The organism is Haloarcula onubensis (assembly GCF_031624605.1).
In the GTDB taxonomy this organism is placed as follows: domain Archaea; phylum Halobacteriota; class Halobacteria; order Halobacteriales; family Haloarculaceae; genus Haloarcula; species Haloarcula onubensis.
Genome location: NZ_JAMQOS010000003.1, coordinates 487,887 through 514,788 on the forward strand (window position 1 = coordinate 487,887; position 26,902 = coordinate 514,788).

Below are 26,902 nucleotides of genomic sequence, written 5' to 3' on the forward strand. Positions count from 1 at the left end.
TCCGTCACCGCCGAAATCCGGGTATGCGAATCGAATACGACCGGGACACCTGCATCGGGATGTTCCAATGTGTCGCGGAGTGGGACGGGTTCGAACGGGACGAGGACGCCGGCAAGGCCGTCCTCGTCGACGGGGAGGAGACCGACGAGGACGTCTTCGTCAGGGAGGTGCCGGCCGAGGCCGAGTTCGACGCGAAGTTCGCCGCGCGGGTCTGTCCGGTCGACGCCATCGCCGTCTACGACGACGACGGCGAGCAGTTGATTCCCTGACCGAGTCGAAAGTCATTGGTGGCTGTCGCCCCCAGTTCGCGTAGATGGCCCGCCGTCTGCTCGGCTCACTGCTCTCTCGGCTCGTCCGCGCCGTCCCGGCGCTGCTCGCCCGCGCCGGCCTCGTCGACCGGCACAAGGCCACGGAGGCGACGGACCTTGCCGCGCCGGTGATGGTCTCGGGCGGGCTGCGAATCCTGCTTCGGCTCGCGGACTTCCTGATGGTCGGCATCGCGCTGGGCGACGCCGCTATCGCGGGGCTCGAACTGGGCTTTCAGTACTACTTCGTCGGCTTCGGGCTCTCGCTCGCGATCTCGTCGGGCACCATCAGCGTCGTCTCTCGACTCCAGGGGAGCGACCGGCCCGCGCGGGCGGACCTCGCGGTCAAGCAGTCGCTGTGGCTGGCGCTTCTCATCTCGCTCCCGCTGACCGCCGCCTCCTGGTTCTACCCCGAGGCGCTCGTCGGCGTCCTCTCCTCGGACCCGACGACCGTCGACTACGGCGCGACCTACCTCTCCATCGTGATGCTGTCGATGGCGCCACGGTTCTGGAGCATGGTCGCCTCGCGGGCGCTCGCCGGCAGCGCGGACACCCGCACGCCCATGTACGTCCGCCTGCTCACGCTCCCGACGAACGTCGCGCTCAACGCCGCCCTCATCTTCGGCCCCGGGCCGTTCCCGAAACTGGGCATCGCCGGCGCGGCGTGGGGCACTGCCATCGCCAACACGCTCGCGGCGGCCATCTTCGTGGGCCTGCTCGCGTCGGGACGCTACGCCGTCCGCCTCCCGCTGGCCGGCCCGCAGGTCGACCTCTCTCTGCTGCGGGAGATAGTCCGGGTCGCGCTGCCGCTTTCGGGGATGCGCCTGCTCCAGACGTTCGCGCGCTTTCCGTTCCTCTTTATCCTGGGCGTGCTCGGGACGCCGACGCTGGCGGCCTACGCCATCGGCCGGCGCGTGATGCTGTTCGCCCTGATGCCCGCCTGGGGGTACTCGACGGCCGCCTCGACGCTCGTCGGCCAGCATCTCGGTTCGGGCGACGAGGACGCCGCGAGCGACTACGGCTGGCAGACTCTCAGAGTGGCGCTGGCCGTCCAGCTCGCCGTCGCCGCCGTCATCGTCGTCTTCGCCCGCCCTATCGTCGCCCTCTTTGGCACCGCCTACCCCGCCCTCGCCGCCCAGTTCATCCGCGTGTTCGGCCTCATCGTCGCCGGCTTCTCCGTCTCCCGGACGATGCGGGGCAGCCTCCGGGGCGCTGGCGACACCCGCTGGCCCCTCTACGGGACGATACTCGGCGGCTACTGCTTCCGGCTCCCCGTCGCCCTGCTCGCTCTGCCCGCCGGCTTCACCGTTCACGTCGCGGGACTCCCGCTCGCGCCCGGCCTCGGACTGGGGCTGCCGGCCATCTTCGCCGCGCTGGTCGGGGATTACTACCTGAAAGCGGCGGTAAACACCGGTCGGTTCTGGACCGGCAAGTGGCGGGACGTGGCGAGGAGGTCTGCGGTGGGTGTGAGTGATGACTGATGCTGGGCGGGTCTTTTATCTCCCACAGCTACCGTCCTGACTGCGGTTCAGAACAGCCAGAAAGCCCCCGGACGCTCAGGGGCTGCGACTCGCTGTGCTCCTCGGTCGCGTTGCTCCCTGCGGTGCTTACCGCGTCTCGCTCCCTGAGCGTCCGGCCCCTTTCAGTCCCGCCCCGTGGAACAGCCGACCGGGCGGGACTGAAAGGGGCGGCCAGTTGCACGAACCCCGACGACGCAAGCACCACAGGAACGAACGGAGTGAGTGACGAGGAGCGCAGCGAGGCGCGGGAGTGCAACTGGCCGGGGCTTTCTGGCTGTTGTCGATGTCGCTTACAGACTCTGCTAGCGGGGCTTTCTGGCTGTTCTGAATCCAGCCCAGAGCGCGTCTCTTGACGACTCAGACACCCACCACACCCACACAGACACTCCCACCCACAGCAGATGCTAGCGCCGAAGTCTTAAACAGGCAGAACCCCGTACCCCGAACCATATTATGAAACACGTGAAGATTCCGCAGGACCGGATTGGCGTACTCATCGGCGAGGGCGGTGAGACCATGCGCGAGATAGAGTCGCGTGCGGAGGTGCGTCTCGATATCGACTCGGAGGACGGCACCGTCAAGGTCGACACCGTCGGCGACCCCGTCACGGGGCTGAAGGGGCCGGACATCGTGAAGGCCATCGGCCGCGGGTTCACGCCCGAGGACGCCCTGGCGCTGCTGGACGACGACATGATGATGTTCGAGATGATAGACATCGAGGCGGCCTCGCGGAACAAGAACGACCTCCGCCGCCAGAAGGGGCGGCTCATCGGCGAGGGCGGCCGGACCCGCGAGTTGATGCAGGAACTGACCGGCGCCGCGGTCGTCATCTACGGGTCGACGCTGTCGGTCATCGGGGGCCCGGAACAGGTCGACGCGGTCCGCGAGGCCGTCGAGATGCTGCTCGACGGCGCGCCACACGGCTCGGTCTACTCGTTCCTCGAACGCAAGCACAACGAGATGAAACACAAGGGCCTGGAGTACCACCAGTTCACGGGGTGAGACGGCCCCGAACCGGTTCGGCCGGCGAACTGACAGTTCAGCGTCCGGCTCGCGTTTTTTCACGACCCGCCCGTAACATATAACCCTCCGAGCGGTCAAACACTCCGGCAGACGACCGTGTCAGAGGACACCGACGGCCAGGGCGGGACCACCGAGACGGAGAGCGGACAGACCGTCACCGAGGTGATGGACCGACTGGAACAGCTCCGTGCCGAGGAGGCGGAGCGCTCGGCGACGACGGACGAGGGCGTTCTGCTCGACCAGCTAGCGGAGGTCGAGAGCCGCCTACTGGCCTTCGGCGAGGGGCTGGGCGGCGACCCCGAGGACGTGACCGACCTCCCCTTCACCGAGGAGGCGGGGCTCGACCACATGCCCGAACCGCTCTACGTCCGCCACGACACGGAGATGCTGAACCAGGTCACCTCCTGGCTGTTGCAGGACCAGCACATCGGCCTCGTGAGTCCTTACGGGACGGGCAAGTCCGCCTTCCGCGAAATCGTCCTGCGGGACCTCTCGAAACACGACGACTTCGTCGTCACGCACCTGGACAACCCCCGCGAGTCGACGGCCCGCTCGCTGTTCCGGACGATTCTGGAGGCCGCCTACGCGGGCGGGTACTCGATCGACCTCGGTCGGTACTCTCAGGTCCGCAACGGCGTCCCGTGGGCGACGGCGGAGGTGAAAAACGCCGTCCACGAGGTCGTCGGGCGCGTGCGCGAGGACGGCAAGACCCTGCTGCTGGTCGTCGACGAGATAGAGGTGCTCACCGCCGACCTGCTCTCGCCGCTGCAGGTCGCCGGGGACGCGGGCGTCCGCCTCTTTCTCACCGGGACTCCGGAAGGGAAACGCCGCGTCGCCGAGATTCGGGGCACGCTCGACTCCCGGCTTCGCTACTACGAGTACATCGACCCCTTCTCGCCCGACGACATCGCCGAGTACGTCGCCCGCTCGCTGGCCTATTTCCGCGACGAACCCTACACCGGGCAGGCGCCGGACCTCTTTACCCGTGAAGCTATCGAGGACATCCACGAACGCACCGAGGGTAACCCCCGCGAGGTCCGCATCGAGTGTCGCGAACTGTTCACCCGCGCCGCCTTCGTCTGGTACCGGACCGGCCAGGATATCGACCGTATCAAGATAACGCCGGAGTTGCGCCACCGCCGCTTCGGGATGGGCTACTGACCGCTCCAGGGGATATATAAAGTGGGTGCGTTAACCAATATCACACCGTCCAGTGGCGCCGCAGTGTAGCGGTCCCTCAGCCCTCACCACAATCTTTATATAGAATCACTTTCAATCATCGTGTGACTATGGCTCAACAGCAGATGGGCAACCAGCCCATGATCGTACTCTCGGAGGAGTCCCAGCGCACCTCTGGGAAGGACGCCCAGTCGATGAACATCACGGCGGGCACGGCTGTCGCCGAGGCCGTTCGGACCACACTGGGTCCGAAGGGCATGGACAAGATGCTCGTCGACAACTCGGGGTCGGTCGTCGTCACGAACGACGGCGTCACCATCCTCGACGAGATGGACATCGAGCACCCGGCGGCCAACATGATCGTCGAAGTCGCCCAGACCCAGGAGGACGAGGTCGGGGACGGCACGACGACGGCCGTCGTCATCGCGGGTGAACTGCTGTCGAAGGCCGAGGAACTGCTCGACCAGGACATCCACGCCACCATCCTGGCACAGGGGTACCGCCAGGCCGCCGAGAAGGCGAAGGAAATCCTCGAGGAGAACGCCATCGACGTCGACGCCGAGGACACCGAGACCCTGGAGAAGGTCGCCGGCACGGCGATGACCGGCAAGGGCGCCGAGTCCTCGAAGGACGTGCTGGCCGAACTCGTCGTCCGCGCCATCCAGTCCGTCGCCGACGAGGACGGCGTCGACACCGACAACGTCCAGATAGAGACCGTCGTCGGCGGCGCCACCGACGAGTCCGAACTCGTCGAGGGCGTCATCATCGACAAGGAGCGCGTCCACGACAACATGCCCTTCGCCGTCGAGGACGCCGACATCGCCCTGCTGGATACGGCTATCGAGGTCCCCGAGACCGAACTCGACACCGAGGTCTCGGTCACGGACCCCGACCAGCTCCAGGAGTTCCTCGACCAGGAAGAGGCCCAGCTCAAGGAGTACGTCGACCAGATCGCCGAGACCGGCGCGGACGTTGTCATCTGCCAGAAGGGCATCGACGACATGGCCCAGCACTACCTCGCTCAGGAGGGTATCCTGGCAGTGCGCCGCGCCAAGAAGTCCGACATCGAGGCGCTCTCGCGCTCGACGGGCGCCCGCATCGTCTCGAACATCAACGACATCGAGGCCGACGACCTCGGCTTCGCCGGCTCCGTAGCTCAGAAGGACATCGCCGGCGACGAGCGCATCTTCGTCGAGGACGTCGAGGACGCCAAGGCCGTCACGATGATTCTCCGCGGCGGCACCGAACACGTCGTCGACGAGGTCGAGCGCGCCATCGAGGACTCGCTCGGCGTCGTCGCCGCCACGCTGGAGGACGGCAAGGTCCTCCCCGGCGGCGGTGCCCCCGAGACCCAGCTCGCGCTGGGCCTGCGTGACTACGCCGACTCCGTCGGCGGGCGCGAACAGCTCGCCGTCGAGGCCTTCGCCGACGCCATCGACGTCATCCCGCGCACGCTGGCCGAGAACGCGGGTCACGACCCCATCGACTCGCTGGTCGACCTGCGCTCCAAGCACGACGGCGGCGACGTGACGAGCGGCCTCGACGCCTACACCGGCGAGGTCGTCGACATGGAGGAGGACGGCGTCGTCGAGCCGCTCCGCGTCAAGACCCAGGCCATCGAGTCCGCCACCGAGGCGGCCGTGATGATTCTGCGCATCGACGACGTCATCGCCGCGGGCGACCTCAAGGGTGGCTCCGGCGACGACGACGACGAGGAAGGCGGGCCCGGCGGGCCCGGCGGCGCTGGCGGCATGCCCGGCGGCGGCATGGGCGGCATGGGCGGCGGCATGGGCGGCATGATGTAAGACCACTTTTTGCAACTCCCTCGGGCGGCTTCGCCGCCCTCGGTCGTGCAAAAACGTCCTCAGAAATCTTCGATTTCTGATGGGCTGCGTCAGAGCTTCGCTCTGACGAACGTGGGGAAAAATCGCGGGGTGCTCCCTTCGCGCGCCTCCGGCGCGCGGCGGTCCGCTCCCTGCGGTTGAACCGCGGCCTTCGGCCGCGGACATGCGCCCTACCGCAGTCTGCACCGCTCGCTAACTGATTTCTCTCTTTGCCGTTTCGAACCGTTCAGTGCCGACAGTTCCTCAGAACCGCTCCCGATTGCCCAGAATATAGCCCAGCAACACGATGAGCAAGGTTCCGCCGAAGGTCTCTATTAGCGCGATGGCGCCGACGAGCGGAAGCGTGGGCTCGCTGTCGGGCGGCGGCGCGGTGGTGAAGGTCACGACGCTGTAGAAGACCGGGTCGGCGATGCCGGGGTCCAGTTCGTAGGCCACCGCGGCGACGGCAAAGAGGACGAACATCCAGGCGGTCAGGCGCAGCGGACGGACGCCGAAGCCGGTCGTGACGCGGGAGACCCACGAGCCGAGATAGGCGCCGTAGGCCCCGACGTTTCCCCTGTCGGGTGACACCGTCGGCACCCCATCGCGAAACTGGACGTAGCCGGTCACCGACCCGTTCGCGCGGGCCTCGAAGCCGCGGGCGCGGCGTTCGAGGACGTGCTGGCGGCGGGCCTTCCCCACGAGACCGGCCTCGCTGTAGGCCCCTTTCAGGTCGTTGTACGCCCGGGCGATGGCGTCCCACGCTTCGGCGTCGGCGGCCGCCGCTTCGGCGCTCGTCTGTGCGCCACAGCGGGTCCCCTGGCTCACGGTGATGTCGGCCAGCACGCTGTCGCGGAGGTCGCCCCCGCCCAGTCGCGCCCCGCGACAGTCCACGCCAGTGAGGTCGGTCCCGCGACAGTCCACCGCGGGGAGGTCGGCGTCGGAGAGCGTCGCGCCGGCCAGGTCCGCTTCTCTGAGTGTGAGTCCGGCGCCGTGGGTGCCTTCGAGGCTGGCGTCGCCCATGGCGGCGTTCCGGAACGACGCGCGGTGCAGCGTCGCCCCCTCGAGACCGACGCCGACGAGGGTCGCGTCCCTGCAGCTGGCCTCGGTCAGGGTCGCGTCCGCCAGCCCGCTCCCGTCGAGGCTCGCCTCCCGCAGGTTCGCCGCGGTCAGGTCGGCGTTGCGGAGGTTGGCGTCGCGAACGTCCGCCCGGCCAAGCGTCACGCCGACGCAGTTCGCGTCCCGCAGATTCGCCCCGTTGAGGTCGACCTGTGCGAGGTTCGCGCCGGAGAGGTCGGCGCTGTTGCAGTTCGCGCCGCGCATGTCCGTCCGACCGAGATACGCGTCGGCCAGCACGGCCTTGTACAGCGTCGTCCGCCGCAGCGTCGCCCGGCCGACGGACGCGTCGGTGAGGTCGGCGCCCTGCAGGCTCGCCCGCGTCAGGTCCGCCCGGCCGAGTACCGCTCCGGTGAGGTCCGCCCGACCCAGGTAGGCGTTCGTCAGGTCGGCGCTCTCGACGTTCGCGCCGGTCAGGTCCGCCCGGCCGAGGTAGGCCGTGCGCATGTCGGCCCGATAGAGCTTCACGTCGGGCATGGTCGCCCGCCGGAGGTTCGCATCGCGCAGGTCAGTCGCCCGCAGGTTCGCGTCGGTGAGCTCCGCGCCCTCCAGGCTCGCGCCCCGCAGGTCGGCGTCACGGAGCGTGGCGTCGGTGAGGGCCGCGCCGTCGAGGGTCGCCCCGCGGAGGTCGGCCTCCCGGAGCGAGGCGCCCCGGAGGTCGGCGCCGGACAGATTCGCCCCGCGGAGGTCGGCCCCCCGGAGCGCGACGCCGGCGAGGGACGCATCGGTCAGGGTACACTCGACCAGCGCGGCCCCGTCGAGCAGTTCGACGAACGGCCCGCGCCGGCCGCGGGGCGGCGTCCACTCGACCGACCGCACCGCGTCGACGGTCCGCCCGGTCCCGTGGAGCCGACAGCGCCCGGTCTCCCCGTCGGCGACCGGGCGAGCGCAACACGAGGCCTGAACCGGCTCGTCGCTCGCTCGCTCGACCCGCGGGCAGTCCGCCGGCCACTGGTAGCCACACCGCTCGACCATATGTCGGATTCACGACCGGTCGGCTTCAAATTCCCGGCGCTCGCCGGCTCCGATGCGGCCTTACTCCATCCGACCCGACGAGTCCGGCTCCCTGAGTTCGGGCGGCAGTTCGAGCTGTTTGATGCCCGCCTGCTCGCCGACGTCGAACCGATAGATGGCGGTGGTCTCGGACTCTGCGGCCCGCTCGAACAGGTCGGGGCGCCAGGAGACGTCCATCCGCTCTTCGAGTGCCTCCCGCTCGGCCGCGGAGACTTCCTCGATACTCCCGGTCAGCAGCACGCTGCGCCAGTTGAACGGCGCCTCGACGTTGTAGACGAGAAAGCGGGCGACGTCTGCGCTGTCGCTCAGCGACGCTTTCCGGCTCTCCCCGCCGAGGACGTAGACGAAATACAGCGCGTCCTCGCCGTCAAACCAGTAGGAGAGCGGGCGGAGACTGGGCGCGCCGTCGGTGGGGAGGCCGAGCACGCCGACGCTCTCTCTCGAGAGCGTCCGCTCGATGTCGTCGTCGTCCATCCGCCGCATCCCGAACGCTTCGAGTTCGTCGACCGTCATAGTTCCAGTTCGTCGCTGGAAAACATAAAGACACCAGCCGACTCCGGCGTCGCGGGACTCGTCGCGCCCGAGTCGAAACTGTCCTTACCGTCCGCCAGAGACATGTTGGCAGTGTCGCTGCTCGGAATCTTCGCGACGGCCATCCTCCCCATCGTCGCCGTCGCGGCCGTCGGCTTCGCACTTGGCCGGTACCGCGACGTGGAGGCCGACGCCCTGAACACCATCACGGTCTACGTCCTCGCGCCGGCGCTCGTGGTCCACAGCCTCGCGACCTCCGACCTGGGCGGTGAGACCATCCTGGCGGTCGTGGGTGCGGTCGCGCTCTTTACCGCCGTGATGCTCGCCGTCGGTGAGGCGGTCGGCCGACTCAGCGGCCAGCGAGAGCCCCTGCTCGGCGCGTTCGTCCTCGTCACCAGCTTCCCCAACACCGGCAACTACGGCATCCCGCTGGCCGATTTCGTCTTCGGGCCCACGGGACGCAGCGTCGCGGTGCTGGTCACCGCCATCGAGGCCGTGTTGCTGTACACTGTCGGCATCTACATCGCGGCCAGGGGCGGTGATTCGGACCCGCTCGCGGACATGCGACGGGTGTTCGGGGTGCCGCTGGTGTACGCCGTCGTCGTCGCGCTGGCGGCCCGCTACGCCGGGGTCGTCCCGCCCGCGACGTCGACGCTGATGGAGACACTGGAACTGGTGGGCAACGCTTCGATTCCCGTGATGTTACTCATTCTGGGCGTTCAGCTTGCCGGCGTCGACATCGAGGGGACGCTCAGGCCCGTGGGGGTAGCGGGCGCGCTGCGACTCGTCCTCGCGCCGCTGGTCGCGAGCGCGGCGGTGTTGCTCGTCGGCGTCGGCGACCCGACGGTCGCGAGGGCTGTCGTTCTCCTGCTGGCGACGCCGACCGGCGTGACGACCATCATCCTCGTCGGCGCGTTCAGCGGCGCGGGCGAGCGAATCGCGCCCGGCGAGTTCACCAGCGCGACCGTCTTCGTCACCACGGTCGCGAGCGTACTCACGGTGACTGGCCTCGTCGCGGTGCTGGAAGCGGGCTGGCTCGTCTGAACTCACTCCGCTATCGGGCCGAGTTCGACGCGACCGCCGCCGTGGACTGTCACCCGATAGCCGCTGTACTCGAATACCGTGGTGACGCCGTCCCCGTGGTTCCCGTAGAGGCGGTCGAGCGCGTCCGGGTCGATAGCGTCGAAAAGCGGTGTCGAGATGTCGAGCGGCGAGACCCCCTCCCGGTCCGCGACAGCCCGGATAACTCGGTCGCTGACAGTACAGGCGGTGTCTGTCCCGTACTCATCTGACTTGACGTATCTCATCTCACGCCTGTTTCGTAGCAGGGAGAATATACTTATCGGATATTATAAACCCGCTGCAGTTTTCGAAGTCCGGCGGCTGTAACGAACGTCCGGCCGTCGGGCTACGAGTCCGCGTCGGGCTGGAACCGCCCGAACGGTTGTCGCGTGTGGCGCCGAATGAGGTGTTCGCGTTCGATTTGTAGTCCCGACCGGTCGATGTGTTCCGCCAGGTCGGTGATGTCGTCTTTCTGTGCCGCGGCGGCGATAACGTAGACGTTGTACGTGCCGGTCATCACCGTCAAGACCTCCGTCACGCAGGGGCGCTCTCGGACCTGCTCGGCGAGTTCGTCGCGCTCGCTGACGCGGGCCGAACAGACGAACAGGTAGTAGTGTTGGACGCCCGCCTCGTCGTAGTCGACCGTCGCCCGGTAGCCCGTGATGACGCCCCGCTCTTCGAGCGACTGGATGCGGTTGCGGACGGTGTTGTCCGAGACGTTCACCGCGTCCGCGATGTCGGTAACCGGCGTCCGGGCGTTCTCCTGGAGTCGGTAGAGGATGGCGCGGTCGAGCCTGTCGGTCTGATTAGACTCCACACTGACATATCGGCGGTCGGCATCTTAACGGTCGGCCCGCCGTCAGTCGTCGGCCACCGCCGCGTCGGGTTCGCCCCGCGGGTCGGCGTCACGCCAGGTGCCGCGGGTGAACCACGCGAACGCGAGCGCGGCGGCGACGACGTTCGAGACGCCAAAGGCGAGCCAGATGCCCTGCTCGGCCAGCGAGACGGCCAGCGTGTCCGTGACCGGCCCGACGAGCCACGCCGGAATCGCCAGCGGCCCGCCGAGCCACGCGGGCAGGGGCACCGCGGAGAGCCACGCCGGCGCCGGGACGGCGCGGGACATGACCCACGCGACCGGGAGTCGGATGAGGCCGAGCATCGTCACCGCGAGTGCGGCCGCGGTGAGCGTCTTGCCGGCGCCGCGAAAGCCCCCCGAGTAGGCCCGCACGATGCCGATGAAGCCGAAGGTGGGCGCGACCCACTGGAGGAACTCGGCGCCGATACGGACCACCTCGGGGTCGTCGCTGAACACGCTGACCACCGTCGGCGCGGCGAAGATGGTGACGACGCCCAGTATCGACAGCAGGACGAACGACACCTTCGCCGCGAAGTGGTTGGCTTTCGCCGCCCGGTCGGGGTGCTCGGCGCCGAGGTTCTGGCCGGTCATCGTCTCGACGCCGCGGTCCATCGCGATGGCGGGCATAAAGACGAGCGAGAACACGCGGATGCCGACGCCGAAGGCCGCGACGACCGTCACGGAGAACGTCCCGACGATAAACAGCATCGCGTTGACCGACAGCGCCCGGCCGGTCCCCTCGATGGAGGCGGGGACGCCGATGGCGAGCAGTTTCCTGAGATAGCCCAAGTCGGGCACCATATCGCGCGGGTTGACCTGGATGCCGCGGTCCCCGCGCAGCATGATACCGACCCCGACGGCGAAGGCCAGCCCTCGCGAGAAGATGGTCGCGACGGCGGCCCCGACCACGCCGAGTTCGGGCAGGGGTCCCACGCCGAAGATGAGGAACGGGTCGATGACGATGTTCAACACGACCGTGCCGAACATGACGAGCATCGGCGTGATAGTGTCGCCGGCGCCGCGCATCAGCGAGATGAACACGAAGAAGCCAAACATCGTCGTCAGCCCCAGCGAGACCACCTGCAGGTAGCCCGTCGCGCCCGGTAACACCTGCTGGGACGCCCCCAACAGTCGGAGGAAGTCCTCGACGAAGAAGAAGCCGACCGTCCCCAGCAACACGGAGCCCGCAACCGCGAACGTCAGCGTCTGGGAGGCGGCGTACTCGGCCTCGTCGGGTTCCTCGGCGCCGGTGTGCTGGGCGACCAGCACGCTCCCCGCGACGGAGAGGCCCATCCCCAGCGAGATGAGCAGGAATATCATCGGGAAGGCAAAGGAGATGGCCGCCAGCGCGGTCGTGCTGTACTGCCCGAGCCAGAAGGTGTCGGCGAGGTTGTACGCCACCTGCAGGAGGTTCGTGACGACGATGGGAAAGGAGAGGTAGAGGAGCGGCTTCCCGATGGGGCCACTGGTCAGGTCCAGTTCGTCTTTCCCCTTGAACAGCCCGCCCAGCCGCTCGGCCAGGTCGCTCGCGCGCCCGCGGTCGCTCATGCCGATAGCGCCTCCGCGTCGGCGAGCAGATGCGACTCGACGTACTCCCGGAGCATCCGTCGGCTACACTCGACGGGTCGGCCGGCGGTGACCCGCTGGGTCGACGCGCCCGTCAACACCGTGACGACGAAGCTGGCGGCGTCGCCGGGGTCGACGTCCTCGCGGAACGTCCCCGCCTCGACGCCGGCTTCGAGGATGGCGGTGAGCTCCGCGACGAGGTGGTCCTCGAACCGCGTCAGCCGGTCCCGGAAGCCGGCGTCGTAAGGGGCCTGTGCCCGTATCTCCAGAATCGCCGTCTCGAAGGCCTCGCGGTCCTCGCGCTCGGTCAACACCGCCTCGACGAGCCCGAGCAACCGCTCGTGTGCGTCCTCGCCCGCCACGTCGGCCGTCCGCTCGACGAACCGGTCGTAGAGATAGTCGAGAAACGCACACAGCAGGTCGTGCTTGCTGTCGTAGTGGTAGTGGAGCGCGGCCTTGCTCTTGGAGGACTCGTCGGCGATGTCCTGCATCGTCAGGTCCGCGTATCCGTGCGAACAGAGCGCGCGGTACGTGGCACACATTATCTCCGTCGCGGCGTCACCATCGCTCATTGTCGAAGCTAACTGACTGGTCAGTCAAGTACCCGTTGGTTCCGGCCTCCCCCGCCTCGACTACGGACGGCGCGGCCGCTCTGTGGACACGCTGTCTCTCCGGCCCCCTCAGGCCCCGTTCCAGTCGGCGCTCGCGTGTTACTCCAGGTCGAGTTCGAACTGCTCGTGTTCGCTCGCGGTGTTCAACACGACGGAGGTGTTGGACTCGTTGATTTCGGGGTCGGTGAGCAGCTCCTTGATCTGGGCGTTCATCCCGTCGGTGTCGGTGAACTTGCCGACGGCGATGATGTCGTAGTCGCCGGTGACCTCGTACACCGATATCATCTGCTTGTGCTTCTTGAGGTTCTCGGTCACTTCGGGGAGCGAGGACCCCTCGACCTTGAGCTGGATTATCGCCGTGACGTCGTAGCCCAGCGCGTCGTAGTCCACCTTCGGCGTGTAGCCGTTGATGATGCCTTCCTCCTCCAGGGTGGAGAGGTGGTTCGAGACGGTGGTAACGGACACGTCGAGGTCCTCACCGAGGCTTCGCAGGCTCGCTCGCCCGTCGCCCAGAAGTGCATTCACTAGCTTGCGGTCGAGATTTTCATACGTCATTACATCCACTCACGGTAGCGGGGGATTAGAATTTTACGAATGTCCAAATGCGCCCGAGCAGGCCGAAATCCTTGCGCATAACGGCAGGGTTTTAGTATTAGCAGTGTTCCTTCCCGGTGTCCAAGCATGACAAGCGAACTTTCCGCTGAGGCCCAGGAGGTACTCGACGAGATCGAAGAGAAGAACGTCGACTTCCTGCGACTTCAGTTCACGGACATCCTCGGTACGATCAAGAACGTCTCGATTACGGCCGACCAGGCCGAGAAGGCATTCACGGAGGGCATCTACTTCGACGGCTCCTCCATCAACGGCTTCGTCCGTATCCAGGAGTCGGACATGCGCCTGGACCCGGACCCGTCGACGTTCGCCGTCCTGCCGTGGCGCGAGAACGTCGAGGGTGGGTCCAGCGCCCGCCTCATCTGTAACGTCATCGACACTTCGACGGGCAAGCCGTTCTCCGGCGACCCGCGAGGCGTCCTCAAGCGCGCTATCGACCGCGCCAACGAGATGGGCTACGAGGTCAACGCCGCCCCGGAGCCGGAGTTCTTCCTGTTCGAGGAGGACGAGGACGGTCGCGCGACGACGAAGACCAACGACGCCGGTGGCTACTTCGACCTCGCGCCGAAGGACCTCGCCAGCGACGTCCGCCGTGACATCATCTACGGGCTGGAGGACATGGGCTTCAACATCGAGGCCTCCCACCACGAGGTCGCCCAGGGCCAACACGAGATCAACTTCACCTACGACGACGCCCTGACCACGGCCGACAACGTCGCTACCTTCCGGTCCGTCGTTCGCGCCATCGCGGCCGAACACGACCTGCACGCTACCTTCATGCCCAAGCCCATCCCGCGCATCAACGGCTCGGGGATGCACACCCACATCTCGCTTTTCACCGAGGACGGCGAGAACGCGTTCCACGACGAGGACGACGAGTTCAACCTCAGCGACACGGCCAAGAGCTTCACCGCCGGTATCCTCGACCACGCGCCCGCCATCACCGCGGTCACCAACCCGACCGTAAACTCCTACAAGCGCCTGGTCCCGGGCTACGAGGCGCCCGTCTACGTCGCCTGGTCGGACCGCAACCGCTCGGCGCTCATCCGCAAGCCGGCCGCGCGCACCCCGGCCGCGAGCCGAATCGAGGCCCGCTTCCCCGACCCCTCGTGTAACCCGTATCTCGCCTTCGCCGCGCTCATCCACGCCGGGCTGGACGGCATCGAGCGTGACCTCGACTGCGACGACCCGGTCCGCGAGAACATCTACGAGTTCGACGAGGCAAAGCGCGAGGACTACGGCATCACCACGCTGCCGACGAACCTCGGCGAGGCCGTCGACGAACTCGAACAGGACGAGGTCGTCATGGACGCGCTCGGCGAGCACGTCTTCGAGAACTTCGTCGAAGCCAAGCGCTCGGAGTACAAGGACTACCTCGTCGACGTCTCCCAGTGGGAGCTCGACCAGTACCTCGAGACCTTCTAGGGGCTCGCTACCGCCATTTTTTCGCGACGCGCTCGCCGACCAGCGGCAGCACCAGCGCGAGCGCCATCCCGAGCGCCGCGGCGACGCCGGCCCCCGCCGGCGGCCGCTGCAGTAACACGACGGCGCCGGCGAGCGACCCGAGCGAGGCGGCCCCCAGTACGGCCGTGACGGCACTGCCCCGGCGGGTCGGTTCCGGCACCTCGTCCAGCGCGGTCCACGCCGCGAGCCCGCCGACTGCGAGCCCGAGGGCGGCGGCCGTATCGCGGGTCACGCCCCCGGCGACGACGCCGCCGAGTGCCACGAGCGCCGCGAACGCGAACACGCGCTCCGGCGTCCCGAGCTTCGTCACTGCTGCCCAGAGGACGGCCGCGGCGATGGCGGCGCCGGCGACCACGTCGGCCAGATAGTGGACGCCGAGCACGAGTCGCGACAGCGAGACCACGACGACGACCGCGCCGGCGACCGCGTACCGCTGGCGGCGCCGACCGATTCGCAACGCCCACGCGAACCCGCCCCAGACGAGCACCGTCGTCGTGGCGTGTCCGCTCGGGAAGCCGTAGCCGCGGCCGGTGACGACCGACTCGTAGAACGCGCCGACGGGCCAGGGGAGGCCGTCGGCCGCCGCGACGATATCGGGGTTGGGCGGGCGCGGGAACGCGAAGACGACCTTCAGCGAGACGGCCACCGCGACGGCGGCCGCGAGCAAGGCGAGCACCATCGCCGCCCGCTCGCGGGTCAGCCCGTCGCCCAGCACGGGCGCGGCCGACGCCAGCCAGTAGGTAAGCAGGCTCACAGTCGCGACGAACCAGAAGTCACCGAGCTGCGTGAGGACGGCGAAGCCGACGACGACGGCGGTCGGTAGCTCCGTCAGGAGCTCCGTGACGCCGACGCCGCGGGTCATCCACGCCAGTCGCGCACCTTATCGAGGGCGATACCCGGCAGGCCGGTGATACGGAGCCCGAGCCCGACGACGACCATCACGACGTAGAGGCCGAGCGTCGACAGCCAGACGACAAGCATCGCCAGCACCGCCCAGACGCTCTGGAGGTAGTAGAACGCCCCCAGCGTCATGATGGTCCCGTACAGCAAGACGAGATAGGGGCCCCAGCCGCGGGCGTGGCCCCGGCGCATCCGACGGCGGACGTACTGCTTGAGGTCGCTCTCGACGTCGTCGCGGTGGAGCGTGCGGTCCTCTACGTCGTCGCGGAACTCCTCGAACTCCTCGCGTAGCTGTGCGAGCTCCTCGTCGGTCAGGTCGTCGGCACGCCCCGTCTCGGTGGGCGGGGGTGTCTCGCTGTCGGCTTCCTCGCTCATCGCTTTGTTTGACCCTCGAAGGGACTCGTGTTGTAATTGCCGGTCCGTGACGCCCGCCAGCACGGCGTTGAGGACCGCGCCGAGCAACAGGAGCTGCCCGCCGAAGTAGAACCACGTCACCAGGAGGAGGACCGCGCCGATGACGCCGTACAGCTGGAAGCTGCCGGCGACGGCGGCATAGAGGCTGAAGATGGTCGCCAGGGCCGTCCAGCCGACGGCCGCGAACACCGTCCCCGGCAGCACCTCCCGGACTGTCGTCGGCGTGTCGGGGAACAGGTAGTACAGCGGGAGAAAGGCGACGACGAGGACGGGGACCAGCGCGAGTCCGCCCAGCGCGACGTCGACGCCGAAGATGGCCCCCAGCGAGGCGACGACGGCAAAGCCCGCAAGCGCTAGCCCGATGCCGCCCAGCGCCGCCGCCGCGTCGGCGAGGCTGTCGAGAAAGCCCCCGACATCGTGGGTCGCGTAGATGCGCGAGAAGGCCACGTCGACGCCGCGGAACACCTTCAGCGCCCCCCAGACCATGACGACGAGACTGACGACGGTCGCCCCGCCCCGGCCGGTGGCGTTCAGCAGGGCGTTCCTGAGCAACCCCGCCGCCTGCGGGGTCAGTGCCGAACTGACGGCGCCGACGACTTCCGCGGCGAAGGCCGCCCCGGCGACGAGGGTGGCGACGATGAGGACCAGCAACAGCAGCGGGAGCAGGGAGACGAACATGTAGTAGGCGATGCCGGCCGCCAGAAACGACACCTGTTCCGTCCGGACGACGCTGAGGAGGTCGCGACCGACAGCAGTGGCGCGATTCCGGTTCATACGTGGAGGTCGAACGGCCACCACATATAGCTCCGCGACGGCCCCGGCGTGTGCGAGTCGGCTTCCCACACAGCGTTTATCCCCCGGCGCCCCGACCTCCGCCTATGGAGACGGCGATACGGACGGGGACGATGCAGGTGACGGTGCTGTGTCTCGTCGCCGCCGGGAGCCTGCTCGCGCTCGGTGTCGCCGGGGTCCCGGCCTCCCCGGCGCTGGTCGTCGTCCTGCTCGCGCTGTCGGCCGGACTCTACTTCACGCGGCCCGACGCCGATGCCGGCCACGTCCTGGGTATCGACGTCGGCAGCCTGCTGTCGGCCCTGTGGCTGGCCCCGGCGCTGGCCGCGCTCGCCGTGCTGGTGGAGCCGTCCGCCTCGGCCGAGGAGCTCCAGGCGCTGGGTGGCCTCGTCGGGCTCGCTGGAATGGCGAACTACTTCCTCCGACCGGTGTATCTGCTGGCGTACTCGCTCGTCGAGGCGGTCCAGCAGCGAGGGAGAAAGTCGGCCGACCGGTAGCGCGAGCGACGCCGTCGCCGCTGGCTCGCCGGTCTCGCGGCTACTCCGCGGTCGCCTCGCGAATCTCGCCCACGTCGGCGTCGGTCTTGACCGTCGTCCCGCCGTAGTGGGTACGGGAGGCCGCGTAGCCCGCCGCCCGCAACTTCTCGATGAACGTGTCCATCGCCTCGGCGCCCCGGCCCCACCGTTTGCAGAGGCGGTGCTGGTCGTAGTGGGTCGGCGTGTCGAGTTCGGCCGCGAGCGTGCCACACAGCCCGCGAGCCTTCTCGGCGGTGCCCATGTCGTCGGTGACCCGTTCGGCCACCGACCGGACGAACGCGGGCTCACAGCTCCGGGCCAGCCAGATGGGACCGGCCGTCTGGACGTGTTCCCCGCAGTGCGGGCAGGCGTCCGGGGCGTCGGCGATGAGGCCACGCTCGCTCTCGCGCCAGAGACACCGCTGGCAGTAGTAGACGTGGCCGAGTTCGTCGATACAGTCGTTGGCCACTTTCGCGCCGTGGTCGAATTCGAGGTAGGTGCGGACGTAGTGACTCGTCGCGTGGCTTAGAATCGGCCGGGCGGCGATGTCGTAGCGGGCGGCGGTCCGGACCATCGCCGAGAGGAGTACCCGCAGCCCCATCTCGGCGTGGAACTCGGTGTTTCGGGGGACGGCGCCGTAGCTGCGGACGCCGCTCTCGAAGTGGGCGCCACACAGCGGCGCGGTGTCGGTCGCCGTGACACAGAGGAGGTGTTTCGTCCCCTGGACCGCGGCGTCGGCGAAGGGGATGGGCGTCCCGAACGGGTCTAAATCGACGACGTCGAAGGCCTCCGAGTGCAGCAGGACGTTGGCGTTCTCGTGATGGACCGTCCCGTCGAGGTCGTTGTCCTCGAGATTTGCCCGACAGAGCGCCACGGCCTCGTCGTCGACGTCACAGAGGCTCGTCTCCCAGCCGTCGGCCGCCGCCCGGACCCCGCGGATGCCGCTGGCCGCCGTCGCGTCGAGATACGTCTCCACTCGCGGCGTCCGCTCCCGGTAGGCCCGCAGCGTCGCCACGGTCAGGTCGCGGTTCAGCTCCTGGACGGGGTTGAAGAACACGTCGGCGCCCTTTCCCGCCTCGGGCTGTTCCGGCACTGTGACCGTCACCTGCCCTTCGCTTACGCGCATACCAGAGCCTGCTCACGGGCGCCGTTAAGTCGTTCGAAGGGGCGCTGGGAGACTGTGAAAGGGCTGGCCGTCGCTGAGAGCCAGCCCGCTCCGGCCGCTCCACCGCCTCACACAGAGGCGTCGGGGACGGTGGAATCCGGCACGGGCAGCCACACCGTCACCGTCGTCCCGTCGCTGGTGTCGAACGCCAGGTCGGTCCCGAGCGTCGTCGTCGCCCAGTCGACCAGCCAGAGCCCCATCCCGCTGCCGTGCGAGAGGGCCGTCTCCTCGCCCCGTTCCAGCACGTCGAGTTCGTGGTCGGGCACGCCCGGCCCGTCGTCGCTGACAGACAGCGCCACGTCGTCGCCGTCGGCCGCCGCTCGCACCGTCACACGAGCGTCGGAGACGTGTTCCAGCGCGTTCTCGACGAGGTTCTCGACGACGACGCCCAGCAGGGCGGGCTGGCTCTCGACGGTGAGGTCGGCGGGCACCTCGACGGTCACGGTCCCGTCGTACGCGGCCGAGAGCGAGTCGACCGTGTCGGTGACGAGCGCGCGGAGGGCGACCGGTTCGAGGCCGCCCTCGTCGGTGCCGGCCTCCGAGAGCGTGCGGGCCTTCTCGCCCGAGGCGACGAGCCGGCCGACGGCTCGCTCGATGGTCTCGGCGTGGTCGGCCGTCTCGCCGTCGAGCGTCTCCGCCAGCAGCTCCGCGCGGGCCTGGATGACGACGCTCTCGTTGCGGACGTTGTGCCTGAGAAATCTGTTCAGGACTTCCAGCCGGCGCTCCCGTCGAATCTCGTCGGTGATGTCCTGAAAGACGGCGGTGTAGCCCAGCCGGGTCCCGCCGCCGTCGGTGAGTTCGGTCTGTCCCAGCTTGTACTCGCGACGGCGGCCCCCGTTCGCGACGCCGAAGCGGTCGTCGTCCTCGCCGGGCCGGAATCGGTCGCCCTGGATACGGTCGTCCAGCGACTCGGTCAGGACCGCTCGCTTCTCGACGCCGAGCATCGCCTCCGCGGCGGGGTTGCAGTTCACGATGCGGCCCGCCACGTCGACGATGGCCACCGGCGTCGCGATGTCGTCGATGGCCGCCCGCTCGCCCGCGCGCCGCGTCGCGGGGTGGAACTCGAACATGTCGCTGCGGACGAACGCGTAGGTGTCAAGCGCCAGGTGGGGCAGGAACGCCAGCGTCGTCAGGTTCACCGCCGGGCCGATACCGAGCGCCCACGCGAGCACGGCCAGTCCCGGAGGGACGGGGCTCAGGCCGACCGCGATGGCCTCCCGGCGGTAGAGCGGCCCGTAGCTGAGGACGGTGTCGAAGACGAGCATCGTCCCGAAGGAGACGAACAGCATCGCCGCGAATATCGCGAGATAGCCAAGCGGCTGGATGGTGTAGCCGACCACCGTCCCCGCCCAGGTCGTCCGCACCGCGGTGTCGGTCCACAGCAGTCCGGCCCGTCCGTTCGACAGCGCCAGGACCGACAGCACGCCGGGGACGACTGCCAGCCCCCGGAACAGCGGGCTCTCCAGTGTCCCCCGCCGCCCGGTGTACCCCAGCGCGAAGCCGACGAAGACATAGCCCAGCCACAGCAGACACGCCCACGTCAGCGCCTCCAGGGCGAGGCGAACCGACGGCTCGGACACCAGCAGCGCCGCCCCGTAGCCCGTCGACCAGACGGTGATGGTCCCGATGGTCGCGACGAACCACTTCGCGCCCGGCTTCTCCCAGTGGGTGCGCAACTGCGCCAGGACGTACAGCGACCCCAGCGCCGACGCGAACGACCCCAGCGCCACCCACGGGACGTTGGCCATGACATGTCCACGTGGTCTCGCCTGTTTACCCTTCCGGGCTAGGAACCACAGTGAATATCCTCGCTCTGAGTCTTGTCTGTCCGTGCACCACTTGGACCGCGACTGCGCACAGTCAGAAAGCCCCGAGCGGCTGAACTCGGGGGACTCGCTGTGCGCGCTCGTTGCACTCGCGTGCTTGCGTCGTCCGCCTTCGTTCAGCCGCTCGCCCCTTTCAGTCCCGCCCATTGTGATTGACCAACTGGCTACGGGTGGACTGAAAGGGGCGACGTGCTACACGAAGGCGGGGGAAGCAAGGACCACAGGGAGCGTAGCGACCGAGGACCGCAGCGAGCCCCCGAGTGTCGCACGTCGGGGCTTTCTGGCTGTACGCATCCGAAGCGAACACACAATCATAGTCAGTCCGCTCCTTTCCTAGAGCCGACGCTGTTTTGTCGGGGCTATCCGTAGCGGGCGTGTGACCGCCGTCGACGAGTGGGTGGCTCGCGTCGCCGACGCCGGGGAGTTGACCCCCGACGTAGTGACGGCTATCGTCGACGTCCACGGCAGCCGGGGCCGGCGGGCCATCGAGGCCGTCGGCGAGAGTCGTGTCAAGGGCTACCGCGATTTCACCGTCGTCGTCGGCTACGAGGACGAGTACATCGTCGAGGACGGCCAGTGTGGCTGTGCCGACGCCGAGTACAACCTCGACCGCGAGGACCCCGAGCAACTGTGCTGGCACGCCATCGCGGTGCGTATCGCCGACGCCATCGACGCCGTCGACCACCACGATATGTGGTACTCGGACGTCCGTGACTTCCTCTAGTACCTTTTTACTGCGGGGGGTGTCCTCGCTTCGCTGCGGGCACCCCCGTCTGCTCACGGGCACAAAGCGTCCGTTCGCACGGCCAGCGGGACCGCCGGTCCCGCTCGGCTTGCAAAAATCTACGCTAAAAAGGCCGAATATCGGCCCGCTCGCGGCTTCGCCGCTCACTCACGAGGTCGCACTGCGACCTCGCTGGCCTCGATTCCGGTGAACCGGCTCGCTGCGCTCGCCGGCTGTTTTTCCCGAGGGCCTGCCCTTCCCCGTCTTCGCGCGATGAAACGCGCGTCACGGCCACCGCGACCGCTCATCGCCGCCACCGCTCTCACGCCACCGGCCCGCCAGCGCCGTAGGTCACGGTCCCCTCGAAGGCGACCTGCGCGAGCGCGCGGTCCCCGATATCGAGGTCGCGCAGCGTCGCCGACCGGTCGTGGTAGCCGACCATGACCTCGAAGTCACTCGACAGCGGTCGGACGCCGAAGCGCCCGTCCATGTGGGTCGATAGTGCTTCGAGCCGGCCGTCCCGGACGGCGTAGCTGGTCGTCTCGCGGGTGGCCGGCCAGGTCCGCGGGCGGGCGATGTCGACCGTGAGGACGTGGTCGCCATCCTCCACGACGCTCGTGGTACGCCGGCGTCCCTCGTCGTGGTGGCTGATGCGCGCGACGGACTTCGGGAATCCCCACACCTCCGCGCCCAGGGCGCGGGCCGGGTCGGTCGTCACCGGCAGCGAGTGGACGTAGCCGCCGTACTCGCCGGTCGCGAGCGGGACCAGCGGCCGGGCGCGCTCGGGCGTCGCGGCCAGCACCACGGCGAACTCGTCGTAGGGCCCCACGGCGTCGTCGCCGATGCGGTGGTACTCGACGGCCAGCAGGGTGACGACGGCCCGCCGCGGGGTGACGCGAACGGGCTGGAGGCCCGCGGGGAGCAGGTCGACGACGGCGTCGCTGTCGGCGGGGAGCAGCAGTCCTGTCACCGTCGCCGCCGTCTCCAGGGGGAGCCGTATCTCGTGACCCGTCGAGAGCGTGACGAGGTCGCGTGCCTCGCTGGCCGCCGTCGCCGACCCGCGGTCGGCGCTGGACTGTCGGTCGCGGGTGTCAGTCTCGGAACCCATGCTAGTGACTAACGCGCCGTCGGCAGAAGAACGCTGCTGTGGGACTCGGTCGGGACGAGGCGGGACCGCTTACCGCCGCTCGACGCAGTAGTCGACGTAGTTCCGCAGAATCCGCAGCCCCGTCTCGCCGGATTTCTCCGGGTGGAACTGGGTCCCGAACACGTTGCCGGCCTCGTTGGCGACGATGGAGGCGAAGTCGACGCCGTAGTCGGTGGTCGCGACGACCGCCTGCTCGTCCTCCGGGACGGCGTAGTAGGAGTGGACGAAGTAGGCGTACTGGCCGTCGACGCCCTCGACGAGCGGGTGGTCCCGTTGCACGTCGAGTTCGTTCCACCCCATGTGTGGCACTGTCTGGTCGCGCGAGAAGCGGACGTTCTTCCCGGGCACGAGGTCCAGTCCCTCGGCCTCGCCCTGCCCGGCGTGGTCGGCCTCCTCGCTCGTGGTCAGCAGCATCTGCATCCCCAGGCAGATGCCAAAGAGCGGCGTCCCGGCCTCGGCCTCCTCTTCGAGCGTCTCGCGGAAGGGGCCCGCGTTGTCCATCCCCTCGGAGAATGCCCCGACGCCGGGTAGGACGATGCCGTCCGCTCCGGAAAAGTCCGCCGGGTCCGCCGAGAGCGTCACCTCGGCGCCGGCCCGCTCCAGCCCGCGGGTGACGCTCCGGAGGTTCCCGAGCCCGTAATCGACGACGACCACCTCTGCGGTGGTCTGTCTGGCGTTCATACGCCTGGCTACGCCGAGGCCGGTGAAGTGGCTTCCCCTTCGGACAGGTCTTGCGGCTAGTCCCGTCTCGTCCCGCCACGGCTGTTCGGGCGCTTTGCCGACGCCTATCGGACGACACACGGTGCGCGCTGACTAGCGGGGACGCGGGCAGCACGACGGCGGCGTCTGTTTCACCCGCGGGTTCTGCGCTGAGCGGTGTCGACGGCTGCGTTCCAGATGACTACGCGTAAACCGGCGGCTGACGACGACAGTGTATGGACCGTTCGGAGTTCCGGCGGGGTGTCAGAGACGTCACCCCACTGCTGTTGGGCATCGTCCCGTTTGGCTTCATCGCCGGCATCGCCACCGTGAACGCGGGCCTCGGGCTTCCGGAAGCCGTTGGACTGTCCGCTATCGTGTTCGCCGGGGCTGCACAGCTCGCCGCGCTGGAGCTCATCGGCCGGGATGCGCCACTCGCGATTGTCGTCGTCACCGCCGTCGTCATCAACCTCCGCATGCTGATGTACTCGGCGTCCATCGCGCCCCACCTCCAGGCGCTCTCGAGTCGAACGAAGGCCGCGGTCGCGTACCTCCTGACAGACCAGGCGTACGCGCTCACTATCGCCCGCTACCGGACCGAGGATGCGCCTCGCCGTATCGCCTACTACTTCGGCGTCGCGGCGACCCTGTGGGTCGTCTGGCAGCTGACGACCATCGCCGGCGTCGTGCTCGGGACGAGCGTTCCCGAATCGCTCGGCCTCGAGTTCGCCGTGCCGCTGGTCTTTCTCGCCCTGCTGGTTCCGGCGATGGAGGACGGCCCGACGACCGTCGCCGGCGTGCTCGGTGGTATCGTCGCCGTCGGGACCGCGGGATTGCCGCTCAACCTGGGCTTGCTCGTCGGCGCCGCAGTCGGTATCCTGGCCGGGCTGCTCACAGAGACCGCCACGGAGGGGTCGCCGAGTGGCGACTAGTTACTCCGGGCTCGTTATCTGGGGGCTCATCGCCGTCATCGGTGTGGTGACGTTCCTGATTCGGCTGTCGTTCATCGGCCTCTTTGGCTATCTCGACGAGATTCCGACGCGGCTGGAACGCGGACTCCGATTCGTTCCGGCCGCCGTGTTGGCCGCGCTCGTGCTACCATCGTTCCTCACGCTGGACTCGGGCGCTGGTGGCGTCGCCCTGGATAGACTCGCCGCCGGGACGGTCGCCGGCGGCGTCGCCTGGCGGACGGAGGACGTGTTCATGACTATCGGTGCGGGCATGGCGACCCTCTGGGTCGTTCGATTCGCCCTGCTTCCGGCTCTCTAATCGCCCACGGAACCGCTGTACTCACCACGGACCGGTTTCTCCACTCGCCACTCAGCCGTGTCGGACGCACGCCCCTCACGAAGCCGCTGCTTCCCGTCTGGACCGCTCGGGAATCACCGCCTCGACGGGGTTCAGAAGTCCCCTAATCGCTTCTGCCCGCTCTCGCCGTCGGTAAATTCGGCGGCCTTCGCCAGCGCCGATTCGAACGTCTCCTTCTGGCTGGGGTCGTACAGCGTCGCGGCCGGGTGGACGCAAATCATCACCGGCTGTGGCCCGCCGGCGACGGTCATGTCGGTCACGTCGCCGGCCTCGCCGGTGACGGCCACGTCCCGTTCCAGCAGGTGCTCGCCGGGGACCTTCCCGAGCGTGACGACGAGTTCCGGGTCGACCAGTTCGATTTCGCTTTCGAGGTAGCCCCGGCAGTTCGCCAGTTCCTGCTTGTGCGGGTCGCGGTTCTCCGGCGGGCGACAGCGCACGCAGTTGGTGATACGCACGTCGCCCCGGTCCAGGCCCACCTCGCGCAGCGTCTCGTCTAACACGTCGCCGCTGCGGCCGACGAACGGCTCGCCCTGCTCGTCCTCGTTGGCGCCCGGCCCCTCGCCGACGAACAGCAGGTCCGCGTCCGCCGGGCCGACGCCGTTGACTATCTGTGAGCGCGACGCACACAGCGCCTCGCAGCGCTCGCACTCGGTCACGGTCAGCCCGTCCATGGTTCCCATGGCCGGCGGTTGGGGCTGGACGGTATCAAGGGCCGTGTTTGCGAGACGGTGGGGACGCCCACGGCTCGGAGCGCCCCGGGACCGCTCAGCCGTCCCGGTCCGCCGCGACGGCCCGCGCAGCGAGCCGTGCGACCCGGAGCGGTTCCGGTCGACCGCCGGCGGGCGTGTACGCCCGAACGACGTCGGCCGCCGCGTCCGCGTCGAGCCCGACGCTGCGGACGAACACGCTCTCGTCGTTGACTGCCAGCGCCTGCCGGTCGGGCTGGGCGCGGTACGTCGACAGTCGGTCCTCGACGGCGGCTTCGTCATCAATAGCGTCCCGAATCGCGCTCTCCAATCCCGGCGAGGATTCGAAAGAGACCGACAGCGTCGGCAGGCCGGTGTGGGCGTGGATGGCGCGGAGGTCCAGCAGGTTGAACCACGCCGGCGCGATACCGGCCAGTAGCAGATAGCCCAGGTCCTCGCGACCGAGGCGGTCGAACATGTCACAGACGGTTGCCGTGGCGTCGCTCCCGCCGACGGTGCAGGTCCCGAAGACGAAGCCGTCGACCACCCGGTCCGCGCGGACGACGGCCCCGGCGAGGTGACTCCGCCGTTCGCGGTCCGACGCGGCGATGCCCAGCGCGCGCCGCCCCGGCTTCACGTGTTCGTGGTCTCGTCCTCCTTCATGTCTTTCAACCGGTCGAGCAGTTCGTCGTTCGACGCGGTGAACTCGAATTCGACGTCCCCCTGATGGGCGTCCCCCTCCGTGTCCAGCCCATCGTCGTCGTCGAAATCCGTGTCATACTCCTGGTTGTCCTGTTCCGACTCGTCGTAGCTCCCGAACCCCATTGCGTGAACAACTATGTAGTTCAGGGTCAAAAATCACTCGCCGGATTCGACGGACGGCATACGCGTGTGCGCGCACGAAAGAACAAACAGATATCGACGGCCATCGAGATATCGACGGCCATCCGAGGTCGGCGCGCGCCGTGGCTATCGTGACTCCGGGGCCTGGACGTTTCGATTGCCGCCGTGAGCGTCGGCGCCCTCGCCCGGCGCGGCCCAGCGGACGGCGTTGTCGAGCACGCGCTGGATATCCTCGCGGTGGTAGATGGGGTAGGTCTCGTGGCCCGGTCGGAAGTAGAAGACGCGGCCGCGACCGCGTCGGTAGCAACAGCCCGAACGGAACACCTCGCCCCCCTCGAACCACGAGGTGAAGACGACGCTGTCGGGCTGGGGAATCCCGAACGGCTCGCCGTACGTCTCGGTCTCCTCGATGACGATGGCCTCGCCCAGCCCGTCGACGATGGGGTGGCCGGGCTCGGTCACCCAGAGCCGCTCGCGCTCGTCGCCCTCGCGCCAGGTCAGGTCACACGGCGTCCCGAGGAGCCGTTTGAACGGCTTCGAGGCGTGGGCCGAGTGGAGCACGAGCAGTCCCATCCCGTCGACGACCCGGTCGACCACCCGCTCTACGACGCTATCGTCGACCTCGTGGTGGGCGGCGTGGCCCCACCAGACCAGCACGTCGGTGTCCGCGAGGACGGACTCGGTGAGTCCGTGTTCGGGTTCGGAAAGCGTCGCCGTCCGGGTGTCGTGGCCCCGGGCTTCGAGTGCGTCGGCGATGGTGGCGTGGATGCCGTCGGGGTAGACCGCGGCGACGGCATCGGTCTCGCGCTCGTGGACGTACTCGTTCCAGACCGTGACTGATGGCATGGCGTCGCTTCGGTGGGGGTGTGGCTAAAGGTAGCGTTCGCCGCCGACTGTGCTGACGGCAAACTTGTGTGGGGCTCGGAAGCCCGCACCCGCTCGACGCGGCTAGCATCGGGTATCTTCACTGCCATTTATCCCGTGACACAGGAAACCCGCACCCGCTCGACGCGGCTGTGCGGGATATCCTCGCTCCGCTCGGATAGGGCCCGCGCAGCCGCGCCGACCGCGTTCACCGGGAGAGCACAGCTCTCCCGAGCAGTCGGCGCGTAGCGCCGACAACGCCCTTCCAGTCCGCCAGGACCGCCACCGCGGGCCTGCCCTTCCCCGAGTCGTGCGACGGAGCGCACTTCCGGCCGCGGTG

Annotated in this window: 28 protein-coding genes; 11 read left to right on the forward strand and 17 right to left on the reverse strand. The window is 68.5% G+C overall.

The features are described from left to right. Nucleotides 1–23: 23 nt before the first annotated feature. The 5 genes from NDI86_RS11860 (at nt 24) to thsA (ending at nt 5,832) form a co-directional block, all read left to right on the forward strand. Nucleotides 24–269: a ferredoxin gene (locus tag NDI86_RS11860; RefSeq protein ID WP_310900635.1), complete on the forward strand. Its 246-nt coding sequence runs from the start codon at nt 24–26 to the stop codon at nt 267–269. Nucleotides 270–313: 44 nt separating this feature from the next. Next, nucleotides 314–1,786, forward strand: coding sequence for an MATE family efflux transporter (locus NDI86_RS11865; RefSeq protein ID WP_310900636.1), 1,473 nt, complete (start codon nt 314–316; stop codon nt 1,784–1,786). Nucleotides 1,787–2,278: 492 nt separating this feature from the next. Continuing rightward, complete coding sequence (locus NDI86_RS11870; protein WP_310900637.1) at nt 2,279–2,827, forward strand: KH domain-containing protein; 549 nt, start codon at nt 2,279–2,281, stop codon at nt 2,825–2,827. 186 nt (nt 2,828–3,013) lie between these two features. Next, nucleotides 3,014–4,009, forward strand: coding sequence for an AAA family ATPase (locus NDI86_RS11875; RefSeq protein ID WP_310900674.1), 996 nt, complete (start codon nt 3,014–3,016; stop codon nt 4,007–4,009). Between the two features lie 143 nt (nt 4,010–4,152). Then, nucleotides 4,153–5,832, forward strand: a complete 1,680-nt coding sequence (gene thsA / locus NDI86_RS11880) for a thermosome subunit alpha (RefSeq protein ID WP_310900675.1) — start codon at nt 4,153–4,155, stop codon at nt 5,830–5,832. A gap of 282 nt (nt 5,833–6,114) precedes the next feature. Here thsA and NDI86_RS11885 read toward each other — a convergent pair whose 3' ends face one another. After that, nucleotides 6,115–7,941, reverse strand: coding sequence for a pentapeptide repeat-containing protein (locus NDI86_RS11885; protein WP_310900638.1), 1,827 nt, complete (start codon nt 7,939–7,941; stop codon nt 6,115–6,117). A 60-nt stretch (nt 7,942–8,001) separates the two neighbouring features. Then, complete coding sequence (locus tag NDI86_RS11890) at nt 8,002–8,493, reverse strand: pyridoxamine 5'-phosphate oxidase family protein (RefSeq protein WP_310900639.1); 492 nt, start codon at nt 8,491–8,493, stop codon at nt 8,002–8,004. A 111-nt stretch (nt 8,494–8,604) separates the two neighbouring features. On the opposite strand from NDI86_RS11890, the gene NDI86_RS11895 reads away from it, so the two are divergent. Continuing rightward, nucleotides 8,605–9,555 (forward strand): AEC family transporter, encoded by a 951-nt coding sequence (locus NDI86_RS11895; RefSeq protein WP_310900640.1) that lies wholly within the window; start codon nt 8,605–8,607, stop codon nt 9,553–9,555. Between the two features lie 2 nt (nt 9,556–9,557). Here NDI86_RS11895 and NDI86_RS11900 read toward each other — a convergent pair whose 3' ends face one another. The 5 genes from NDI86_RS11900 to lrp form a co-directional block, all read right to left on the reverse strand. Beyond that, nucleotides 9,558–9,818, reverse strand: coding sequence for a HalOD1 output domain-containing protein (locus NDI86_RS11900; protein ID WP_310900641.1), 261 nt, complete (start codon nt 9,816–9,818; stop codon nt 9,558–9,560). A 101-nt stretch (nt 9,819–9,919) separates the two neighbouring features. Beyond that, nucleotides 9,920–10,390: an Lrp/AsnC family transcriptional regulator gene (locus NDI86_RS11905; RefSeq protein ID WP_310900642.1), complete on the reverse strand. Its 471-nt coding sequence runs from the start codon at nt 10,388–10,390 to the stop codon at nt 9,920–9,922. A 42-nt stretch (nt 10,391–10,432) separates the two neighbouring features. Further along, a complete protein-coding gene (locus NDI86_RS11910) occupies nt 10,433–11,977 on the reverse strand; it encodes an MATE family efflux transporter (RefSeq protein ID WP_310900643.1) in 1,545 nt (514 codons plus the stop codon). Continuing rightward, nucleotides 11,974–12,567: a TetR/AcrR family transcriptional regulator gene (locus NDI86_RS11915; protein WP_310900644.1), complete on the reverse strand. Its 594-nt coding sequence runs from the start codon at nt 12,565–12,567 to the stop codon at nt 11,974–11,976. The genes NDI86_RS11910 and NDI86_RS11915 overlap by 4 nt, the downstream gene beginning before the upstream one ends. Nucleotides 12,568–12,705: 138 nt before the next feature. Beyond that, a complete protein-coding gene (gene lrp, locus NDI86_RS11920) occupies nt 12,706–13,161 on the reverse strand; it encodes an HTH-type transcriptional regulator Lrp (protein WP_310900645.1) in 456 nt (151 codons plus the stop codon). A gap of 126 nt (nt 13,162–13,287) precedes the next feature. Here lrp and glnA point away from each other — a divergent pair, with 126 nt between their 5' ends. Then, nucleotides 13,288–14,643, forward strand: a complete 1,356-nt coding sequence (glnA, locus tag NDI86_RS11925) for a type I glutamate--ammonia ligase (RefSeq protein ID WP_310900646.1) — start codon at nt 13,288–13,290, stop codon at nt 14,641–14,643. Nucleotides 14,644–14,650: 7 nt separating this feature from the next. On the opposite strand, the gene NDI86_RS11930 is transcribed toward glnA, so the two are convergent. Then, nucleotides 14,651–15,544, reverse strand: a complete 894-nt coding sequence (locus NDI86_RS11930) for a phosphatase PAP2 family protein (RefSeq protein ID WP_310900647.1) — start codon at nt 15,542–15,544, stop codon at nt 14,651–14,653. Continuing rightward, on the reverse strand, nt 15,541–16,770 hold the full coding sequence (locus NDI86_RS11935; protein ID WP_310900648.1) for a YihY/virulence factor BrkB family protein: 1,230 nt from the start codon (nt 16,768–16,770) through the stop codon (nt 15,541–15,543). The genes NDI86_RS11930 and NDI86_RS11935 overlap by 4 nt, the downstream gene beginning before the upstream one ends. Nucleotides 16,771–16,874: 104 nt before the next feature. On the opposite strand from NDI86_RS11935, the gene NDI86_RS11940 reads away from it, so the two are divergent. After that, the gene (locus tag NDI86_RS11940) at nt 16,875–17,282 is read left to right on the forward strand and encodes a hypothetical protein (protein ID WP_310900649.1); all 408 of its coding nucleotides are present in this window, start codon (nt 16,875–16,877) and stop codon (nt 17,280–17,282) included. A 40-nt stretch (nt 17,283–17,322) separates the two neighbouring features. On the opposite strand, the gene NDI86_RS11945 is transcribed toward NDI86_RS11940, so the two are convergent. Both NDI86_RS11945 and NDI86_RS11950 read right to left on the reverse strand, forming a co-directional pair. Then, nucleotides 17,323–18,426, reverse strand: a complete 1,104-nt coding sequence (locus NDI86_RS11945; protein WP_310900650.1) for a tRNA (guanine(26)-N(2))-dimethyltransferase — start codon at nt 18,424–18,426, stop codon at nt 17,323–17,325. A 107-nt stretch (nt 18,427–18,533) separates the two neighbouring features. Continuing rightward, nucleotides 18,534–20,213, reverse strand: a complete 1,680-nt coding sequence (locus NDI86_RS11950) for a sensor histidine kinase (RefSeq protein ID WP_310900651.1) — start codon at nt 20,211–20,213, stop codon at nt 18,534–18,536. Nucleotides 20,214–20,667: 454 nt separating this feature from the next. Here NDI86_RS11950 and NDI86_RS11955 point away from each other — a divergent pair, with 454 nt between their 5' ends. Further along, on the forward strand, nt 20,668–21,015 hold the full coding sequence (locus NDI86_RS11955; RefSeq protein ID WP_310900652.1) for a hypothetical protein: 348 nt from the start codon (nt 20,668–20,670) through the stop codon (nt 21,013–21,015). A gap of 322 nt (nt 21,016–21,337) precedes the next feature. On the opposite strand, the gene NDI86_RS11960 is transcribed toward NDI86_RS11955, so the two are convergent. Continuing rightward, complete coding sequence (locus NDI86_RS11960) at nt 21,338–22,123, reverse strand: acetoacetate decarboxylase family protein (protein WP_310900653.1); 786 nt, start codon at nt 22,121–22,123, stop codon at nt 21,338–21,340. A 69-nt stretch (nt 22,124–22,192) separates the two neighbouring features. Further along, the gene (hisH, locus tag NDI86_RS11965; RefSeq protein WP_310900654.1) at nt 22,193–22,843 is read right to left on the reverse strand and encodes an imidazole glycerol phosphate synthase subunit HisH; all 651 of its coding nucleotides are present in this window, start codon (nt 22,841–22,843) and stop codon (nt 22,193–22,195) included. 254 nt (nt 22,844–23,097) lie between these two features. Here hisH and NDI86_RS11970 point away from each other — a divergent pair, with 254 nt between their 5' ends. Further along, nucleotides 23,098–23,793, forward strand: a complete 696-nt coding sequence (locus tag NDI86_RS11970) for an AzlC family ABC transporter permease (RefSeq protein WP_310900655.1) — start codon at nt 23,098–23,100, stop codon at nt 23,791–23,793. Beyond that, entirely contained in the window at nt 23,783–24,130 is a 348-nt protein-coding gene (locus tag NDI86_RS11975) for an AzlD domain-containing protein (protein WP_310900656.1), read from the forward strand. The genes NDI86_RS11970 and NDI86_RS11975 overlap by 11 nt, the downstream gene beginning before the upstream one ends. Before the next feature lie 131 nt (nt 24,131–24,261). Here the strand turns inward: NDI86_RS11975 and NDI86_RS11980 are convergent, their stop codons facing one another. The 4 genes from NDI86_RS11980 to NDI86_RS11995 all read right to left on the reverse strand — a co-directional run bounded on the left by NDI86_RS11980 (nt 24,262) and on the right by NDI86_RS11995 (nt 26,544). After that, entirely contained in the window at nt 24,262–24,849 is a 588-nt protein-coding gene (locus tag NDI86_RS11980) for a uracil-DNA glycosylase (RefSeq protein ID WP_310900657.1), read from the reverse strand. An 85-nt stretch (nt 24,850–24,934) separates the two neighbouring features. After that, nucleotides 24,935–25,492: an endonuclease dU gene (locus NDI86_RS11985; protein WP_310900658.1), complete on the reverse strand. Its 558-nt coding sequence runs from the start codon at nt 25,490–25,492 to the stop codon at nt 24,935–24,937. Next, nucleotides 25,489–25,680: a DUF5786 family protein gene (locus NDI86_RS11990; protein ID WP_310900659.1), complete on the reverse strand. Its 192-nt coding sequence runs from the start codon at nt 25,678–25,680 to the stop codon at nt 25,489–25,491. Before NDI86_RS11990 ends, NDI86_RS11985 begins: the two co-directional genes overlap by 4 nt. A gap of 144 nt (nt 25,681–25,824) precedes the next feature. Then, complete coding sequence (locus NDI86_RS11995) at nt 25,825–26,544, reverse strand: ThuA domain-containing protein (protein WP_310900660.1); 720 nt, start codon at nt 26,542–26,544, stop codon at nt 25,825–25,827. Between the last annotated feature and the right edge of the window lie 358 nt (nt 26,545–26,902).